Origin of the sequence: Paraburkholderia tuberum STM678 (genome assembly GCF_902833905.1) — a bacterium.
Lineage (GTDB): Bacteria > Pseudomonadota > Gammaproteobacteria > Burkholderiales > Burkholderiaceae > Paraburkholderia > Paraburkholderia tuberum.
On sequence record NZ_CADFGP010000062.1, the window covers coordinates 1 to 18781 of the forward strand.

Consider the following 18781-nt stretch of genomic DNA (forward strand, 5'->3'; position numbering starts at 1 on the left):
CAAAGATCGGGAATTCTAGCGGATCCGGCGGAAATCGGCGAAAGTCATACCCACAAAGGCCTTCAGGCAAATTTAGCAGCCTTGAGAAACCCGCAACCAGTTGCCAAAGTAAGATAAGTTTTTCCTAAACGGCCTCAATTCTATTTTGCTATTTTCAATAATGTCTCGCTTCCCGATTTCGATAAACCTCCCATATGTCCGAAGGACCGAGAAGCTTTTTGAAATCGACTCGCCAGAGAGTGAATTCAACACGATGTCGACGCCATCGCCACCGGTTTCCTCCAAGATCTCATCGGCAAAGCAAAGCGACCGCGAATCGGCCACGTGACGGATGCCCAATGCACGAAGCAAATCGCGTTTCACCTGGGTGCCCGCAGTGGCGAAAACTTCAGCGCCGGCTGCCTGCGCGAGCTGGATCGCCGCAAGTCCGACACCGCCAGCAGCGGCATGAATAAGCACCCGTTCGCCCTTCTTCAATTGACCTAATGTATGGAGAGCATAGTAGGCCGTAGTGAACGCTATTGGAATCGTGGTCGCTTCTTCGAAGCTGAGGTGAAGCGGCATGTGCGCAACCGAGCCCGCGTCGACAACCAGATGGCTGCGAAGGGCGCCCGGAGCGCACGTTACTACTGCGTCACCGATCGCAAATTCGTCCACCCCTTCCCCGACAGTGCAGATACGTCCAGAACACTCCATTCCAAGAGCATGTCCAAAAGCGCCGCCTTCAACGGCTTCATCGGGCAATAGGCCCATTGCAAGCATAACGTCACGGAAGTTCAGTGCCGCTGCCACGACCTGGATCTCCACCTCACCACTTTCCCTGGTGCTGGAATTTCACCGGTGCGTCGACGCCGGGCGGTTCGAAGAGATACCATCCGTACCACTTCCAGCTTGAAGCTGGTGTCAAATTGTCGGCGCCTTCTAGTCATCCCGCTCTTTTTCCTCGTCGATTCCGGATTGTCCTCCTATCGACCTGTCCGAGGAATTTAGACCACTACAGACCTTACTCCGCCGAGTAATTGGGTAGCCGCAGCCCCTCCCGGGAACGCGCCCCCCCGAAGAACGCACCATGCGACTTTCACAGCACTGCGCTCGAGCGCGGCATTAAGCGTCACACTGACGCCGGTCTCGTCTACTGTACCGCCCCTTCGCGCGCGTTCACGATGTTGATCCGCCTCATCGCTGAGACGAAGGACGCTTTGAGCGAGAGTTCGTGTGTTTCTGACAGACAGTGCATCTGTCGCTGGATGAACGACAAAGGCAAGCGGACTGACGCCGTGCCTCCTCCTCGATTGACCCGCCCGTGGATCACAGAGTAATTTATGTTGAGGATGTCCACTGACTATTACTCCCTCTCATTGAGGAACAAAGAGCTAGTCCAAATGGTGCGCGATTTTTTCGATGCTTTCATTTCTATGCGTTCATCAAAGCGATAACCGAGTAACATGTTCTTAGAATTTACCCGTTTATTGCCAATACATCTAACCGCGAATCACATCTCACTTCTCTACTGACAAAGATATGCATGCGGATATGATAATCTGGATCGCCACGGCGGAAGACTTGGCTCGCTCCGTCGGGCGCAATCATGTCGATGTCTTGTTCGATATCCTGAGCGATGACGAGCACGCGCGTCTGAATCGATTTCGATACCAGCGCGACCGTGATATGTATCTGCTCGCACATAGCCTTCTGCGCATAATCTCGGCCGGATATCTCGGCTTGCCCGACCCTGCTGCTCTGCAGTTTAACGCGAACAGCCGCGGCAAACCGGAGCTTGCTGAGCATGTCGAGCGGTTTTCGTTTAATCTCAGTCACTCAGGAACCTGGGTCGCGGTGGGGGTATCCGAACATGGACCATGCGGCGTTGATATTGAGGCACAACGCCAGACTCGGGATTGGCCGGCCATCGCGGATCGTTTTTTCTGTGCTTCGGAGCGGAATGCTATTGCAAATAGCGTCCATCCGTACTCCACGTTCCTTGGAGTGTGGACTTCGAAAGAGGCTTATCTGAAGGCAACTGGCGACGGACTTTCGCGCGGCCTGAACAGTTTCTCCGTGGTAGACGCGACAGGCGCATGGCGTCTGGACGACACCAATGCCGACGAATCGGCAAGCCTCACGCGCGAGGCCGGTACGCATTACCATGTGGCGGCCTGCGTGTTGGGTAAGGAAGATGCGTCTTTTGACTTCAGGAGGGTCGAGATGCTTGATCCTGAGGCACTGTATCACATGGCCAGGCAATCAAGACGCGTCAACATGCAATAGCTGTTCGTGTTCGTTATTTGGCATTTTACGACTAAGTTGTTCCTGGTAAATCCGTTTGAATTTCGCTAACCTGGCCGCGCCACCTCGAGGGCCGTGGCGATCATCGCTTCGGACAACGCCGGTCGGCGACCACCGTTATGACCGCCGATGAGGCCGCACACGCCACTGTCGCGCCGCGCATGCGACCAGTTGTAGACGCTTTGTCCGCTCACGCTAAGCTGCCCGGCGATGACCTTGAGTTTGATCCCGCGCCCGAGCAGCAACAGGCCCGCTTCTTTCGCTTTCCTATTGCCGCATCACCATAAGCAGACTTTGCAGTCTGCTGTCCCCGAAGGGAGCGGTACGGCTTTTCCACGTTCCACTTGCAGAAGTATGTTGGGTTAGGTGCCTGCTATCGACCGGGAGGCGTATGGGTCACGAGGACGCAAGTCTGAGGACGTCGCTCCCACCTCCATTACCTTTTTTGGTTCAAGCGTATTAGCCATTTCCGCCTTGTTATCTATAACGATCTTTAACGCATATTTACATATGTTCACCATACCAACTGTCTGGCACTTATCCGGCTTATGGCTGCCAGAAGGGTCTAGATGCACCCGGTGACACGGGTGGTTCCTCCATTGAAGTGGGAACAACTTCTACAGGCGACTTCGTGTCGCACGATCATCGTATAGGCGCCCCTAGCCCGAATAGCGGCAACCAGTCACGCACTCCGCAGGCGCCGATGACGGCGTCCTTCGGTCTCGACCACCTTAGCGGCCGAATCGCGGCCGTAATTGCTCGCGCAGCGTCTCCGCGAGCGATCGAGTCGGCGGTCGTCGATCTCTTGCTCGCCACCGACGCGCAGGATCTCCCGCGCGAGACGCACACGCAGCTGCATGAGCGGGCAATCGCCCACCACCAGGTCCCGATCGACGGCGCGCGCCTGGCGCACGGCCTCGTCAACGAGCTCGCGCATCGCGAGCAGCGCGAGCCGCTGGTGTTGCACCGTAAGCACCCGGTAAAGGCACCCGAGGTATTGGGCTGCCTGCGTTCAGGCAGTGGCGGGTGTCCAGCGATGCGGCAGCAACTGAGCGATGTCGTCGGCTCGATGGATTGTGGCAATCGGGTGAGGACGTCTTTCAGAGGGTTGGCCTGGATGCGTCGCGCGCGAGCCGATGCTCGTCCCTATCCCGGGATAAACGGCAGAAATACACCCGGGCTAAAGGGCGTGAGGTTGCAAAAAAACCAACGTCGTGCGCCCGCTAGGGTCGCCGCAAAACCGGCATGGGCGCGCGGGCCGGTGGCGGTTGCCGCGCGTCGCTGGCGATCACCGGAAATCGCCAGCCGAAGCAGGTGCCGCTGCCACGGCGCCATGCGCCACACGCTCACTAACCGGCCTGCAGATTGACGACCGTCCTGCCGTGTCCCTGCCCCTTCGCCAGCTCGCCCGCGGCATCGACGAGCTGCTCGAGGGTCACTTCGCGAATCATTCCGTCGAGCGCCGGGCCCGGCACGCATTGCGCGAGCCGTTCCCACGCCTCGACGCGGCGCGGCGTCGGGCAGCGGACCGAGTCGATGCCGGCGACGGTAATCCCACGCAGCAGGAAGGGAAATACGGTGGTTTCAAGGTCGATGCCGCCCACGAGCCCGCAGACTGCCGCGCAGCCGCCATACGCGAGCCGCGCGATCGCCGACGACAGCACTGGTCCGCCGACCGTGTCGACGACGCCGGCGAACAGTTCCGGTTCCATCCCGTGGCGCCCGGGCTTCAGCGGCGCCGAGTAATCGTCACGCCCGATCGTGCGCGACGCGCCGAGCGACTTCAGATAGCTGTCGTGCTCGGGGCGCCCGGTCATCGCGACGACAGTGTAGCCGAGCCGCGCGAGGATCACGATCGCGAGACTGCCGACGCCGCCGCTCGCGCCGGTCACAAGGATCTCGCCGCTCGCGGGACGCACGTCGTGCCGCTCAAGCGCGAGCGCGCAGAGCATCGACGTGAGGCCGGCAGTGCCGACGCCCATCGCCTGCCGCAGCGTGAGGCTCGCCGGCAGCGGGACGAGCCAGTCGGATTGCACGCGCTCGACCTGCGTGAAACCGCCCCAGTGCCGCTCGCCGATCCCCCACCCAGTCAGCACTACGGCGTCGCCGGGCCGGAACCGCGGGCTCGCGGACGTCCTGACGATACCGGCGAGATCGATGCCCGGTATTGCCGGAAACGTCCGGATGATGCCGCGATTGGCGAGCGCCATCGCGTCCTTGTAGTTGACGCTCGAATAGTGGACGTCGACGACGACGTCGTCGTCGGGCAGATCGTTGACGCTCAGCCATTCGATCGACGGCACGACGCTGCCGCCCGCCTTCTTCAGCATCAATGCCTTGAATCGGGATTCGCTCATGGTCGTTCCCCCCAGGTTCGGGTCGCGGCGGGTCGCGGCGGGACGTTGTGCGCCCTGGCGGCGTCATGGCGACGCATCGCGTTTTGCGAAACTGTCCGCAGGCCGCATGCCGGGCAGCGCGTCGACGAAGAAATCCGCCTGCAGCGGCGCCCCGGGCTGCATGTCGTATTGCGCGAAATCGCGCACGCCGGAGGCGAGCAGCACCTCGTCGTCAATGAAAAAATTGCCAGTGCACGTCGCCGCCGGCTGCGTCAGGATAGCGTACGCCGCATCGGCGACGATCTCCGGCTTGCGCGACGCGGCGATCATGTCCTCCCCGCCAATCTCGTTGCGCACGGCCGCCGTCGCGATCGTCGTTCGCGGCCACAGCGAATTGACCGCGATGCCGAGGCTCGCGAACTCAGCCGCGAACGCGAGCGTGAAGAGGCTCATCGTGTATTTCGCGATCATGTACGGCGGAAAGTCGCGAAACCATCGCGTGTCCGTCGACAGCGGCGGCGACAGCGTGAGGACATGCGGGTTCGTCGACTGGCGCAGGTGCGGCACGCACGCCTGGACGCAGACGAACGTGCCGCGTCCGTTCACGCCGTGCATCAGGTCGTAGCGCTTCGGCGGCGTATCGAGCGTGCCCGTCAGGCGAATCGCGCTCGCGTTGTTCACGACGATGTCGATGCCGCCGAACGCCGCGACCGTCTCGTCGACGACCGCCTGCACGCGGGCTTCGTCGCGAATGTCGGCGACGAGAGGCAGCGCATGGCCGCCTGCGTCCTCGATCGCCTTCGCAGCGGTATAGACCGTCCCTTCCAGATGCGGGTGCGGCGTCGCGGTCTTCGCGGCGATCGCGACGTTCGCGCCGTCGCGGGCCGCGCGCAACGCAATTGCGAGGCCGATGCCGCGGCTGCCGCCCGACATGAGCAAGGTCTTTCCGGCAAGGTTCATCTGTCCCTCCGTTTCGCTTGGGCGTGCTGTCGTTCTCGCGCATGCATGCAGCGCTGGCCTGGCCCTGCTGTAGGCGCTTGTCGCGAGGCGACCACACGCGTCGCGTCAAGCGGCCCGCCCGTCCGGCGGCCCGGTATCGGCGCGCGCGCCCGGAGCCGGCACGACCGGCAGCTCCGGCGGCACGCGCGGCCGTACGACGCCCTCGTTGAGATCGGGGAAATGCCGTCGCATCGCGCGTTCCAGCTCCGGGACGCTACGTCGCACTGCGAGCCAGACGAGCTTCTTCAGCCGGTCGGGATCGCGCTGATGCATCAGGTAGTCTACGCGCGCGCCGATCAGCCGCCACGGAAAATCGGGCAGCTGCAGCCGGTATTCGGGGCTCAGACACGTCCACGTGTAGCCGATCATCTCGATGTTGCGCACGACGGCGTCCTGCATCAGGTTCGAGTTCATGAACGCGCGGCGCCCGTCCCGCGTGTATTCGCGGATGCGTTGAAGCCGGCTCCTGATGTCGCACAGGTACAGCAGATCGTCGTCCATGGTCGGTGCTCCTTGCGTCGCCGTCGGGCGACGCTCATTGCAGGTCCGCGGTCGTGCTGGACAGTTGCCGCGCGATCGCATCGAGCACTGCCCGCTGCGCATCGCGCAGGTAGAAATGGCCGCCCGGAAAGACGCGCACCGCCACCAGCCGCTCGCACGCATGCCAGCGTTCGAGGTCCGCAGCCCGCACGATCGGGTCGTCGGCGCCGCCGAACACCGTGACCGGGCAGCCGGGCCGCACGACGGACGGCCGGTAGGTGTCGAGCAACGTCATGTCGGCACGCAGCACGCGCACGACTTCCTGCGCGAATTCGGGATAGCGCAGCAGCGCGTCCGGCATGCCCCCGTAGCGACACACCGCGTCGAGCAGTTCCGCGTCGGTCGCGCGGTGCGGCAGCCGCCGCGGCCGCATGAGGTTCGGCAACGGCCACGACGACACGAACAGGTGCACTGGCGCGCCGGCGAGCCGCGTCGCCAGCTCGGACGCAATCGCCGCGCCCATGCTGTGGCCGAACAACGCGAACGGACGGTCGAGATACGGCGCCATCGCCACGGCAATCTCGTCGGCGGCCTCGTCCATGCTGCTGAACGGCACGTCGTCGAGCCGGTTTTCCCGGCCGGGCAGTTGCACCGCGAACACATCGATCGCCGGCGCGAGCGCGCGACTCCAGCCGCGAAACGTCGACGCCCCGGCTCCCGCGTGCGCAAAGCAGAAGAGCGACATCCGCGCAGCGGCCGTCGGCGTCGCCGACGGAAACCACGGGTTTGTCATCGCGGGGGCGGAGTTCACGGGCGCTCACGCCGCAAGCGCGTCCGAAATCGCGTTCAGAATGAACGCGCGGTCCTCGACGACGCCGAAATGTGCACCGTCGCGCGTGTACAGATTGAACGCGTCGGTCGTGAAATCGCGCCACGCGAGCGCATCCTCGTGCGTCACGTAAATGTCGTCCTTGCCCCGAAAGCTCGTGATCGGCACCGGCCACGGCGACGCCGGCACGAACACGTAGCGGCTCGCCATCTCGAACTCCGCGCGCACGACGGGTAGCACCAGTTCGCGCAGCTCCGGAATCGCGAGCATTTGCTCGGTCGCGTCGATCTGGAAGTGCCGCAGCGCTTCGGCCAGCACGTCGTCCGTCTGTCGATAGAGCGGCGCGATGATGTCGAAATCGCGCAGATTGGCGAGCGCCGCGGCGAGCTTGCGCTCGAACGCGGCGTCGGCGACGAGCCGATGCGGCGGCCTCGCGCCGGACGCGAACAGGTGCACCGGCGTCACGCCGTCACGCTCGATCAGCGCACGGGCCGTCTCGTACATCGTGAGACCGCCGATGCAGTGGCCGAAGAACGCTACCGGGCGGTCAAGCAGCGGGCGCAGTTCGGCGAGCAGTCCGTCGACGAACGCGTCGATCCGGTTCACCGGCGGCTCGTTGATCCGCGACAGTCTACCGGGTGGCTCGACGGCGAGAATCTCCGCGTGCGGGTCCGCGCCGTCGGCCCACGCCCGATAGATCGCCGAGCCGCCGCCCGCGAACGGAAAGCAGATGAGCCGGTAGCGCGCGTCGGGATTCGACCTGATCTCGACCAACCAGCGCTCGCGCTGCGCGGCCGGCACCGTCTGCTGCGTCGCGCCCGCGGCAGGCGCGGTGCTCGACGACGCCGGCCGCGGCACGACGGCGACCGTGGCGGTCGACGCTGTCGTTGCGCGCGCAGCGATCGCCGACGGTTCGGATGCCGCCGCGTCGGTCGCGATCTTGACCTTCGGCAGCAGTTCGTCGACGAGCTGATCGAGGCTCGGCCCCTTCAGCATGGCCGCTGCAGGTAGGCGCACCCCGACAGCCGCATCGAGCTGGTTGAGCAGCGTGATCGCCATCAGCGAATCGAGGCCGAGCTCGCGCAACGGCTGTGCCGGATCGAAATCGCCCTTGATTTCGAGTACCGCGCGAACCATCTGGCCGACGATGTCGTGCAGCACGGCACGCCGCTCGTCCTCCGGCGCGGCCGCGAGCCGCGCTTCGACCTGCGCGCGCGTGAAGAGCGCGTTCGCCGCGGGCGCTGGCGCGCCGCGCACGAGCCATTCGAGTAGCGGCGGCCGCTTCGGATACTGCGCGGCCCATTGCGGCCATTCGGTGAGCGTAGCGACGCTCTGATGGACGCCGCGCGCGAGAATCGCGTGCAGCAGCGCGATCCCGTCTTCCGGGTCGATGTAGTCGGTGCCGCGTGCGCGCCAGATGGTTTCGCCGCGCTCGCCCGATTCGGTGGCGAGCCCCGAACCGCCCCACGGCCCCCAGTTGATGGCCTGCGCCGGCAGACCGAGGCGCCGGCGGTATTCGGTCAAACCGTCGAGAAACGCGTTGCCGGCCACATAGTTCACCTGCCCCATCGCACCCGTCACGCTCAGCACCGACGAGAACAGCACGAAATGGTCGAGCGCCAGATGGCGCGTTTGCGCATGCAGCCCCCAGCCGCCGAGCACTTTCGGATCGGTCGTTCTCGCGAACTTGTCCCAATCCATCTGCACGAGCACGCCGTCGTCCAGATTACCCGCGCAATGAAACACGCCCTTCAGCGGGGGCAACTCCGCGCCGATCTGCTCGATAAGCGCATGCGTGTCGGCTGCATGTGCGACGTCGGCCTGCTTGACCACCACGTTCGCGCCCTGCTGCCGCCACCGTTCGATGACCGCCGCGACCGCGTCGCCGGGCGCACGGCGCGCCGTCAGCACCAGATAGCGGACACCCTGCGCGCTCACGAGCCAGTCCGCGACCTTCAGTCCGAGCGCGCCGAGCCCGCCGGTGATCAGATATGTCGCCGCTGGATCGAACGGTGGGACGATCCGCTCGGGCACCGGCGCGTCGTCGTCCCGATCGAGACGCAACGCATAGCGGCGCCCGCCGCGCAGTGCGACTTCGTCCTCGCCGTCGCCTGCAAGCAGCTCCGCGGCCAGCGCGGCGACGTCGTCGCCCGCGACGTCGACCATTCCCGCCCACAGCTCCGAATGTTCGAGCGCCGCCACGCGGCCGATCCCCCAGACAGACGACTGCAGCGGGTCCGCACCCGGCGTACGTGGTACCGGCGCATGCGCGCCGCGGGTAACGAGCCACACGCGCGGCACGGCATCGGCATGGGCTTCGGCAAACGCGGCGAGCGCGCGCACGATCGCGAGCGTGCCGCCGCTGAACCGGCGTTCGGCGTCGGCAAGACTCTCCACTGTCGTCGCCTCGTCGACGTGTTCGCCGAGCCCGTGCGCGAGCACGACGCCGATGTGGCCGGCCGGGCCCGCTGCATCGGCCCGCGCGGCAAGCGCCGCGCTTAGCGTGGCCTGAGTATCCGCGGCATTGAACGCGCCCGTGCCGTCGCCGTCCGGCAGCGGCAGTACGGACGTACGACGGCCGAACGCGCGGAGCCGCGCGTCAAGCGCATCGGCCATGCCGCGCGCCGCGCTAGCGACGATTAGCCACTCGGTCGGCCCGTCCGCCGCCGCGTCGGACACGTCCGGCAGCGACAGCGCCGGACGCTCGACCCACTCGAGCCGATGCAGCGCGCGGTAGCGCGACGCGGCCGCCTGCGGCGCGATCTGCGTGCGAGTGATCGGCTTCACGGTGAGCCCGCCGATCAGCGCGACCGGCGCGCCGTCGTCGCCGTAGATTTCGATGTCGACGGTCACGACGCCCGCCTGCGCGACGTCGCGACGCTTCGCGCGCACCCACACGCGACTCGCGCCGGCCCGGTCGATCTCGAACCGCTCGATCGAGATGGGCAGCCACGTACCGCCGGGCTTCGCTTCGAGGCCGGCGAGGCTGCGGTAATCCGGCACGAGCGCGGGATAGATGTGCAGGCACGCATCGAGCAGCGCCGGATGCAGCAGCGGGTACGCGGTCGCGTCGAGGTGCTCGGGCAACTGCACGCGGCTCACCGCCTCGTCGTCGCCCTGCCACAACTCGACGATGCCGCGAAAGCCCGGCCCGTAGCCGAAGCCGAGCGGCGCGATCGCTTCGTAGTAGCGCGCGGGCTTGACGGGCGTCATCCGCGCGACGCCCGCCGATGCGGGCAGCGGCGTCGCGACCGGCGCAATATGGGGTGCCGCGAGCGCGCTCACGCGCGCGCGGATGTGGCGGCGCCATCCGTCGTCGTCTGCTGCGCCGCGGCTGACGAGCTCGCCGTCGACATCGCCGCCCTCGCTCTGCAGCACGGTCTGCACGACGCGCGCGCCGTCGTCGGGGATGACGAGCGCGTCGTCGTACGTCAGCGACTCGACCGCGACGGCCGCACCGCCGAACCGCTCGCGCCCGACCGCCGCGAGCGCGACGAGGCCGGCCATCACGGGCAGCACCGCCATCCCGAAGATGCGGTGATCAGTAAGCCACGGGATCGCGTCGAGGTCATACGTCGACTCGAACTGCCATGCGGCGAGCGGCGACGACAGCCGCTTGCCCGGAATGTCCGCGCCGGGGCCGGCCGCGGCGCTGCTCCGCGCGGCATCCAGCCAGTAGCGCTCGCGCTCGAACGCATAGGTCGGCGCGGACACGCGACGGCGCGCGTACGGCTGATCGAACGCGCGCCAGTCGACCGGCGCGCCGCTGCGCCACAACGCGGCAAGCGTCGCCGTGAGCTCGCTCCATTCGCGGTCGCGGCCGATCGACGCGAGAAAGCGCCGGCCGCCCGCCTTGTCCGCTTCGCCCGCACCGGCAATCTGCTGCGCAAGCGACACGAGCGTCGTGCCCGGACCGACCTCGACGAAATCGACGATGCCGGCCTGCGCGAGCGTGCGCACGCCGCTGATGAAGTGCACCGGCTGCAGCGCGTGATCGCGCCAGTACGCAGGCGTGGGCGGGCCGTACGCGATCGCGCCGGTCAGGTTCGCGACGAGCGGTATCTTCGGCGCTTGGGCGGCATAGCTGCTTGCGAGCGCTTCGAGCGCCGCGGCCGCGGGTGCCATCAAAGGCGAATGGAACGCGTGCGAGACCGTCAGCTCGCGGCCGCCGATGCCCGCCTGCTGCGCGCGGGCGAACGCGTCGGCGACGGCTTCAGCCTGCCCCGACACGACCGTGTTCTCCGGCCCGTTGTACGCCGCGATGCCAATCGCCTGCGGATCGTTGTCGTCCAGCAGCCGCTCGACGGTCTCGCCGTCGGCGAAGAGCGCGGCCATCGCGCCGCCCTTCGGCAGCGCCTGCATCAGCCGGCCGCGCGCGGCGATCAACGCGATGCACGCTTCGAGGTCGTAGCAGCCGGCCACGCATGCCGCCACGTATTCGCCGACGCTGTGGCCGAGCACCATGTCCGGCACGATGCCCCACGACCGCCACAGCTCGGCGAGCGCCCATTCGACGGCGAAGAGCGCCGGCTGCGCGTACGCGGTCTGGTCGATCCGCGTCTTCGACCGCGCATCGCCGTACAGCACCGACAGCAGCGACTTGCCGAGTTGCGGACGCAGGAGCGCATCGCAGCGTTCGAGCGCGTCGCGGAACACCGGCTGCGTGCGGTACAGCGCAGCGGCCATCCCGGCGTATTGCGCCCCCTGGCCCGTGAAGAGGAACGCGAGCGGCCGCTTGCCGCCGCGTTCCGCGGAAGGCTGCAACCCGGCGGACGACTGCGCGGCGAGCTGCCCGGCAAGCTCGCCCGCACTGCTGCCGATCGCGGTCATCCGCACGTTCAGCGGTGCGCGTCCCGTGTTCGCGGTATAGCAGATGTCGGCGACAGGCTCGTCGGTCCTCGTCAGGTACTGGCCCCAACGGTCCGCGAGCGCGACGAGCGCGTGCTGCGAACGGGCCGACAGCGTCAGCACGTGCAGCGGTCGATCGTCGGCCACCGGCGACGGCACGCGCGCGGGCGCTTCTTCCAGCACGGCAAACGCGTTCGTGCCGCCGAGCCCGAGCGAGTTGACGGCCGCAAACCGCGGCGTCGCGTCACGCGGCCAGTCGCACAGCGCCGTATTGACGAAGAACGGCGTCTGCGCGAACGGAATCTTCGGGTTCGGCGTCGTGAAGTTCAGGCTCGGCGGAATCTGCCCGCGATCGAGCGCGAGCGCCGCCTTGATCACGCTCGCCACGCCCGATGCCTGCTCAAGGTGCCCGATGTTCGTCTTCACGGAGCCGACCGCGCAAAAGCCGCTGTCCTGCGTGTGTCGCCGGAACGCCTTCGTGAGCGCGTCGATTTCGAGCGGATCGCCGACCACCGTGCCGGTGCCGTGCGTCTCGACATAGCCGACCGCGCGCGGCGAAACCCCGGCGCACGCGAACGCGTCGAGCATCGCCTTCGCCTGCCCGATCACGCTCGACGCCGTATAGCTGACCTTCGACGCACCGTCGTTGTTGATCGCCGTACCGCGGATGACCGCATAGATGTGGTCGCCGTCCGCGAGCGCGTCGTCGATGTGCTTGAGCACGATCGCGCCCGCGCCGCTTCCGAACACCGTGCCCTGCGCGTTCGCGTCGAACGCGCGGCAATGCCCGTCCGGCGACAGGATGTCGCCTTTGCGTGCGGTATAGCCGGCGATGTGCGGCACCCGCACGGTCGACGCGCCGGCAACCGCCATGTCGCATTCGCCGTTCAGAATGCTGCTGCACGCCAGGTGGATCGCGACGAGCGACGTCGAGCAAGCCGTCTGCACGGTCACGCTCTGCCCCGTCAGGTTCAGCTTGTACGACACGCGCGTCGCGAGAAAATCCTTGTCGTTGCCGATGTGCTCGACACCGCCCGTCGTGCCGCGCAGCGCCGGGTTCGACGCGAAATAGCTGCTCACCACGCCGCCCGCGCCGGCGAACACGCTGATCGAGCCACCATAGCTGCCGGGCGCGTATCCGGCATCTTCGAGCGTATCGTGCGCGACTTCGAGAAACACGCGGTGCTGCGGGTCGATCACGCGCGCCTCGCGCGGCGAGTACTCGAAAAGACCCGCGTCGAAACGGTCGAAATCGTCGATGACAGGCGACGCCTTCACGTAATCGGGCGCGGCGAGCTGCGCGGGATCGACGCCCGCGCGCAGCAGTTCGGCATCGTCGAAGAAGCGAATCGACTCGACGCCGTCGACGAGGTTCTGCCAGTACGCGCGCCAGTCGTTCGAGCCCGGCAGCCGGCAGCCGATGCCGATGATCGCGACCCCGCAGCCCGTAGCCGGCGCGCTCGCGTTCGCCACGCCTTCCCGTTCCTGCGGGTTCGTCGCAGTCATTCCCGCGCTCCCCGCCGTTGGCGGCGGCGTTCGCTCGCCGCCTGCGCGTCGGCCAGTTCGTCGGGTGCGTCGGCCGGCAACGCCGTGTCGTCGAAGAGCCGCCGGTACGCGCCGACGAGCTGCCCAACGGTCTGGACCGACGTGATCGGCACGAGCGACTGGAACGGGTCAGCGCCGAAGGTCAGTTCGAGATCGAACACCAGTTGCGCGAGATCGAGCGAACTCAGGCCGAGCGTCGCGTTCAGCTTGTCGTCGTCGCGCAGCTCGCGCGCCGGCAATCCGTGCTGACTCATGACCTTGCCCACGGCGGTATGGACGAGACGCTCGGTCTCGTGACGGTCGAAGTGTTGGGTCAGCATGTGATGCCTCCATCCACGGCGATCGTCTGCCCCGTGACGAACGAGGCGCGATCGGATACGAGAAATTCGACGACGTTCGTGATGTCGGTCGTGTCGGCGAGCCGGCCGAGCGGCGTGCGGCGGGCAATCCGCGCGCGCGCGGTCTCATCTAGGTGCTGCACCATGTCGCTCTCGAAGTAGCCTGGCGCGACCGAGTTCACCCGGATATTGCGCGCACCGAGCTCGCGCGTGAGGCTGCGCGTGAGGCCGTCGAGCGCGGCCTTCGTCGCGCTGTAGACGGCGACGCCGGTATGTCCGCGAATCGCGTTCACCGACGCGATGTTGACGATCACGCCGCGGTTCGCGCGGATCATCCATTTCGCGCAGCTTTGCGTAAGCAGGATCGTGCCCGTCAGGTTGACCGCGATCATCTGCTCGATTGCGTCCTCGCGCATCAACGCGAGAAGCCCGTCCTGGCTCACGCCCGCGTTGTTGACGAGCGCGGCGACGCCGCCCCACCGTTCGGCGACGTCCGCGACGAAACGCGCGACCGCCGCGCTGTCCGTGCTGTCCACCTGCCGCCAGTGAAACCCCGCGCCGCGCGTATCGCGCTCGATCAGATCGTCGATCTCAGGCGTGCGCGACCGGCTGAAGGTCGCGACGCGCCTGCCTGCGGCGACGAACGCGCGCACAAGCGCGAGCCCCAGCCCCCTGCTTCCTCCACTGATGATGACCACCTCGTCTGCGTCGCTCATTTGGGTTGCTCCGTAGGTCGTGACACTCTGGCCTTCTTGAACCGGTCGTTGTGATGCGCGCCTTCGTCGATCTCGATGTGGACCGGCACCTTGAAACGTTCGAGGCGGTTCGTGCAGAAATCGCGCAGTCGTGCGACAAGCGCCGCCGGCGCCTCGGGCTCGATCGGCGACACGCGGGCGACGACGACATGCCCGGTCACCGGGTTAGGCCGGCCCGCCACCGTCACGTCGCGGACGTTGCCGGCGGCGAGCAGCGTGCTCTCGACTTCGCTGGGGTAGACCTTCTCACCGCCGACGTTGATGATCTCCGAGCGGCGTCCGAGCACGCGCACGTACTCGCCCTCGGTCTCGACAACGTCCTGCGTGTTGAACCAGCCGTCGTCGTCGAACGGCGTCGGCGCGTTCAGGTAGCCGAGCATCGCCGTCTCCGATCGCACCCACAGCACGCCGTCGACGATCTTGTGCTCGAACCCGTTGGTGCCGAGCTTCATCCACAGCGAGCCGGAGTCTTTCGACTGCGTCGGCAGGATGCCGAGTTCGGACAGCCCGTACGTCTGCTTCAGCTTCACGTCAGGCAGTGCGTCGTGCAGCGCGGCGAGCGTCGTCTCCGGCATCGGCTCGGTGCCGTACGTGATCAGCTTCAGCGACGACAGGTCGTAGCGCGCGCCAGCATCGGAGATCAGCATCATGTTGATGAACGTCGGGCTCGTCGGCAGCAGTTCCACCCGGTGTCGCGCGATCGCGTCGCATACCGCGTCGGGCGACCGGCTGGCCGGCGTCACGATCGTGCCGCCCTGGGCGAGCACGTTGAGCAGCGTGTTGATCCCGCCGATGTGGTCGAGCATCAGGAAGACGAGCGTCACGTACGCGCGGCCCGTCGCCTTTTCGAGCTTCGCGACGAGCCGGTCGAAGTCGAGCAGCGACGCCTTGCTGCGGCCGGTCGAGCCGGAACTGAAGAGAATCAGCCCGGCCGCGCCGTCGTTGCGCAGGCGCTCGATCAGCGGATGCGCGTCGGCGAGCGTCGCGCAACGTTCGACCTGCGGGCGGCCCGCACCGTCGAACGTGACGACGAGCCCCACTTCGGCGGTCCCGAGAAACTCGTCGCGCTTCACGCCGGCCGATGCGATCGGTACAACGATCGCGCCAGCAAACGCGAGCGCGAGCAGCAACGCGCAGACGTCTGGCACGTAATCGCCGCACACGGCGACGATGTCGCCGCGCCGCACGCCCCAGCGATCGAGTTCCGCGCACCAGAAGTCAATCCGCTCGCCGAACGATTCGTACGTGACGGTCTCGCCGGCCGACACGAGGCATGCCCGCGTGCCGAACGACCGGATTCGCTGCAGAAGAAAGGCAGTCATTGCGCGCTCCACTCACTTCGCAGCCGGAACGGTCGTCGTATCGTCGTTCGCCGGCGCATACGACGCGCTCCGCACGGCGGCGGTCATCGCCTGCCGCAGCGGTTGACCGAGCAGCTTGCCGGCGGCGTTCTCGTCGATCGCGACGCGCAGCACCGACTGGAACGATTCGAGCGACGCGACGCCGACGTCGAGCGCAAGCTCGCCGATGCGCATCTGCGAATCGGCGAGCCGGCGAAACGCTTCGTACGAGTCGCTCACGCCCTGCACCCATTGCTGATAAACGAACGCCTGACTCGGAATGACTTCGATGGACATCGCGACAGCCTCCTCATCGAAGACAGGCACACACATGGCGTCGCGCGACGCCACGCTGCCTCCTGTCGTGAAATACGGGCAAGCGCCCGTCAGGACTCCGTGCGGCGAGGTGGGGCCCGCAGGCCGAGCGTTTCGCGCAACGCGAACAGCTCGCGTTCCATCTCGTCGCCGCGGTAGTAGAGAAATGCGCCGATCTCGCCGCCGACGACGACTTCGAGATAGGGCTCGGCTACCGCCGGCCCCGAGCCGGCGTCCCAACCGGCGTTCAGGACATCTACGCTGTCGCCGAGCGGCTCGCCGACCGTCGTCACGACCGACGCGAGGCCGAGCGTGCGCAGCCGGTCGCTCCACGCCGCGAGCTGTCCTTCGGTGCTATCCGGGCCAGTCGGCACGTACAGACAGAACGACCGCTCATCGAGCCAGATCGCATGGTCGTTCGGCGAGGTTGGAGGCTGCTGGGGCGCCGGCGCGGAACGAACCCCGGACGGCTGCCCGGGTTCGGTTTGCGCTTCCGCTGCTCTTTGCGCGTATTCGACCGCGGCGACTTCGGCAGGCCGACGCCGGCCGGACGGCAGCCCGACAAGACGCGCCACCACTGCCGGCCACGCACGCGCAAAAGCGGATCTGTTCACTTGCGTCATTGAATGCTCCTTCTACCGCCGTTAATCAGGTCGAATTACAGCATTCGCTCAACAAGCGCCATTCCGGTGCAATTTTCATCCACTCGATATGAAAAGCACCGTGACAAGCTTGTTCATGCAACGGAAGTACCGAACCGTTCTTCCGCAGTGCAAAGGCCAAGTTAAACAGACATGGGGATACGCAGCGCGATACGGCACGTCCTCCGCTGGCCCGCCAACCAAGACGGTCGGGGCGGGAGGCCGTTCCCTATGCCGTTGATCATAGGAGCAAATCCGAAAGATGGAAGGCCGCAATCGGACGATATGCTGCTTTGTGTCAATCGAACTAAACATAGAACCGCGGCATCGGCTGAAACCCGCTTCAGGCCGCAACAACGTTGATGAGGGTTCCAGCTCGGTCATCGACATGGTGATCGTCCCAGATGCGTTCATGGCCGGCGCTCCTTAAGGAATGCTGGCCACCAGCCTGAACCCGCAAACACGACATTTCAATTTAGCGGAAACGCGACATCTGAACTTTGGACTAACAGCTTTGACGTTGATAACTTTACTTATGTCAAATTACATAGGAATACGAACTATATGATGCCATGAAAGCGGCTTGCAATCTCCTGCCTGGCCACAGCGCTCATCTGCGCGGCGCCGTTCGCCACCGGCAAATCGCTGACCGGCTCCCTGCTTGATCAGGTGCGCAGCCTCACGTCGCCGGCATCACCATCGACATCGAACGCACTCGATGCACCGGCCGGACAAACCGTTGAAGTGGGGTTTTCTCCGGAAGGCGGCGCCGAAACACTCGTACTGGGGTTCCCTTGATTTTCGTGCGATTTGCCCCGGCGTAGGCCGATCTAGCTGCGAAAGGCGTAGCGCTTCGGTACTAAAATAATCCTAAATAAAATCAGGTACTTCCTGATGGGGCGAAAGCAGCGCTACTCGCCGCTCTCGATGGCTCATGTAGATCTGCACGCGGCAACGCCTGCCTTTGCCGTGGGTTTGTCGCTTCCTACTAAATGCTGTCGCGATTAATGGAGTTCCGGCGCCCCATTAACGCAGATCGACATCTAACCGCAACTACGGGGCGGCTCGGTACGTGCATCGCATCGCCAGGACTCGCGCCTCAATCAGAACGACGTCCGCACGCCGACCGTCACCGCCCATGGATCGAAGCCGGGCGTGACCTTCGCCGCCACACTGTTCAGCAGCGCGAAGCCCTGCTCATTCGGCGTCAAATAATTTATAGAATAATTCAATTAAAAGTAATGCAAAATGTTCAATCAAAATCAATGTAATGCAAAATGTTTAATCAAAATCAATGTAATGCAAAATGTTCAATCAAAATCACTTGAACTGACGATCTACATTTCATAAGCTTCGTCGAGCGTGCACGAACACTCCCGTTCTGACTGAATGAATGAATGAAGCGAGGATACCCATGTCAAACAGCGATAAATGGCGCGGTGTGGCAGCCAATGTGATTGCGCATGCCTGGCGCGATCCTGCCTACAAGGCGAGCGTCCTGCAAAACCCCAAAGCCGCGCTGGCGGCCGCCGGTCTTACCCTGCCCGACTCGGTCCAGGTCTCGGCATTGGAAAACAGCTCGCAAAACAAGTACGTTGTACTGCCGGCCCAGCACCGCCTCGAAGCGGACCCCGTTGCCGGAGCGAAGCTCCTCAAGGCGATTACTCCACTGCCCAAGGGCGTGCGCGTCACGCTGCTGCAGGACACCGCGGACACGCGCCATTTTGTATTGCCTGTCCCGCCGGCCCAAACCACGTTGCAGCCTTACACCGATGCGGCGGCGGCCACCGCCTTGGCTGCCGGCTGGGAAGCCGTCAATCTGTACACCTCCGCCAATGCGGTGGGAGAAGCCAATGCGGCTGGCGTCCAGAACGTGGTTGGCGCTACGGACGTGGCTGGCGCGGCCGAGGCCGCGGCCGCCGGCGTGGTCGTCGCGGTCGGCGCCGCCGTGCTGACCTGATCTTGTTCGACACGCGGTGAGCGATCCCCGGATCGCCGGCGTTTGGGGATCGCGTGAGCCGATGCGCCCATTGACAGGGCGAACCGACGCCGGCGCCAGCGTTGAACGG

16 protein-coding genes are annotated in these 18781 nt (G+C 65.5%); 2 read left to right on the forward strand and 14 right to left on the reverse strand.

The window, feature by feature from the left end:
• Positions 1-72: 72 nt before the first annotated feature.
• Positions 73-807, reverse strand: coding sequence for a zinc-binding dehydrogenase (locus tag HWY30_RS34010; RefSeq protein ID WP_341809953.1), 735 nt, complete (start codon positions 805-807; stop codon positions 73-75).
• Between the two features lie 726 nt (positions 808-1533).
• Between HWY30_RS34010 and HWY30_RS34015 the strand changes: the two genes are divergently transcribed.
• Positions 1534-2268, forward strand: a complete 735-nt coding sequence (locus tag HWY30_RS34015; RefSeq protein ID WP_167368875.1) for a 4'-phosphopantetheinyl transferase family protein — start codon at positions 1534-1536, stop codon at positions 2266-2268.
• A gap of 65 nt (positions 2269-2333) precedes the next feature.
• On the opposite strand, the gene HWY30_RS34020 is transcribed toward HWY30_RS34015, so the two are convergent.
• From HWY30_RS34020 to HWY30_RS42565, 13 genes are all read right to left on the reverse strand, one after another.
• Positions 2334-2531 (reverse strand): hypothetical protein, encoded by a 198-nt coding sequence (locus tag HWY30_RS34020; protein ID WP_176078992.1) that lies wholly within the window; start codon positions 2529-2531, stop codon positions 2334-2336.
• A gap of 437 nt (positions 2532-2968) precedes the next feature.
• Entirely contained in the window at positions 2969-3253 is a 285-nt protein-coding gene (locus HWY30_RS34025; RefSeq protein WP_143037361.1) for a hypothetical protein, read from the reverse strand.
• A 382-nt stretch (positions 3254-3635) separates the two neighbouring features.
• Entirely contained in the window at positions 3636-4643 is a 1008-nt protein-coding gene (locus HWY30_RS34030) for an acrylyl-CoA reductase family protein (protein ID WP_090812658.1), read from the reverse strand.
• A gap of 63 nt (positions 4644-4706) precedes the next feature.
• Positions 4707-5582, reverse strand: a complete 876-nt coding sequence (locus HWY30_RS34035; RefSeq protein WP_090812659.1) for an SDR family oxidoreductase — start codon at positions 5580-5582, stop codon at positions 4707-4709.
• Between the two features lie 105 nt (positions 5583-5687).
• Positions 5688-6122 carry a HepT-like ribonuclease domain-containing protein gene (locus tag HWY30_RS34040; protein ID WP_090812660.1) on the reverse strand — a complete coding sequence of 145 codons (435 nt, stop codon included), beginning with the start codon at positions 6120-6122 and terminating at the stop codon, positions 5688-5690.
• A gap of 34 nt (positions 6123-6156) precedes the next feature.
• Complete coding sequence (locus HWY30_RS34045; protein WP_143037362.1) at positions 6157-6912, reverse strand: thioesterase II family protein; 756 nt, start codon at positions 6910-6912, stop codon at positions 6157-6159.
• Positions 6913-6918: 6 nt separating this feature from the next.
• On the reverse strand, positions 6919-13284 hold the full coding sequence (locus HWY30_RS34050; protein WP_090812662.1) for a type I polyketide synthase: 6366 nt from the start codon (positions 13282-13284) through the stop codon (positions 6919-6921).
• On the reverse strand, positions 13281-13643 hold the full coding sequence (locus HWY30_RS34055) for an acyl carrier protein (protein WP_090812663.1): 363 nt from the start codon (positions 13641-13643) through the stop codon (positions 13281-13283). Before HWY30_RS34055 ends, HWY30_RS34050 begins: the two co-directional genes overlap by 4 nt.
• Entirely contained in the window at positions 13637-14377 is a 741-nt protein-coding gene (locus HWY30_RS34060; protein ID WP_090812664.1) for an SDR family NAD(P)-dependent oxidoreductase, read from the reverse strand. The genes HWY30_RS34055 and HWY30_RS34060 overlap by 7 nt, the downstream gene beginning before the upstream one ends.
• The gene (locus tag HWY30_RS34065; protein WP_090812665.1) at positions 14374-15738 is read right to left on the reverse strand and encodes an ANL family adenylate-forming protein; all 1365 of its coding nucleotides are present in this window, start codon (positions 15736-15738) and stop codon (positions 14374-14376) included. Before HWY30_RS34065 ends, HWY30_RS34060 begins: the two co-directional genes overlap by 4 nt.
• 12 nt (positions 15739-15750) lie before the next feature.
• Entirely contained in the window at positions 15751-16053 is a 303-nt protein-coding gene (locus HWY30_RS34070) for a hypothetical protein (RefSeq protein WP_143037363.1), read from the reverse strand.
• A gap of 89 nt (positions 16054-16142) precedes the next feature.
• Positions 16143-16694: a hypothetical protein gene (locus HWY30_RS41175; RefSeq protein WP_090812667.1), complete on the reverse strand. Its 552-nt coding sequence runs from the start codon at positions 16692-16694 to the stop codon at positions 16143-16145.
• Positions 16695-17815: 1121 nt separating this feature from the next.
• The gene (locus HWY30_RS42565) at positions 17816-17944 is read right to left on the reverse strand and encodes a hypothetical protein (RefSeq protein ID WP_279613317.1); all 129 of its coding nucleotides are present in this window, start codon (positions 17942-17944) and stop codon (positions 17816-17818) included.
• A 182-nt stretch (positions 17945-18126) separates the two neighbouring features.
• On the opposite strand from HWY30_RS42565, the gene HWY30_RS34080 reads away from it, so the two are divergent.
• Entirely contained in the window at positions 18127-18672 is a 546-nt protein-coding gene (locus HWY30_RS34080; RefSeq protein ID WP_167368876.1) for an NHLP leader peptide family RiPP precursor, read from the forward strand.
• The last annotated feature ends 109 nt before the right edge of the window (positions 18673-18781 follow it).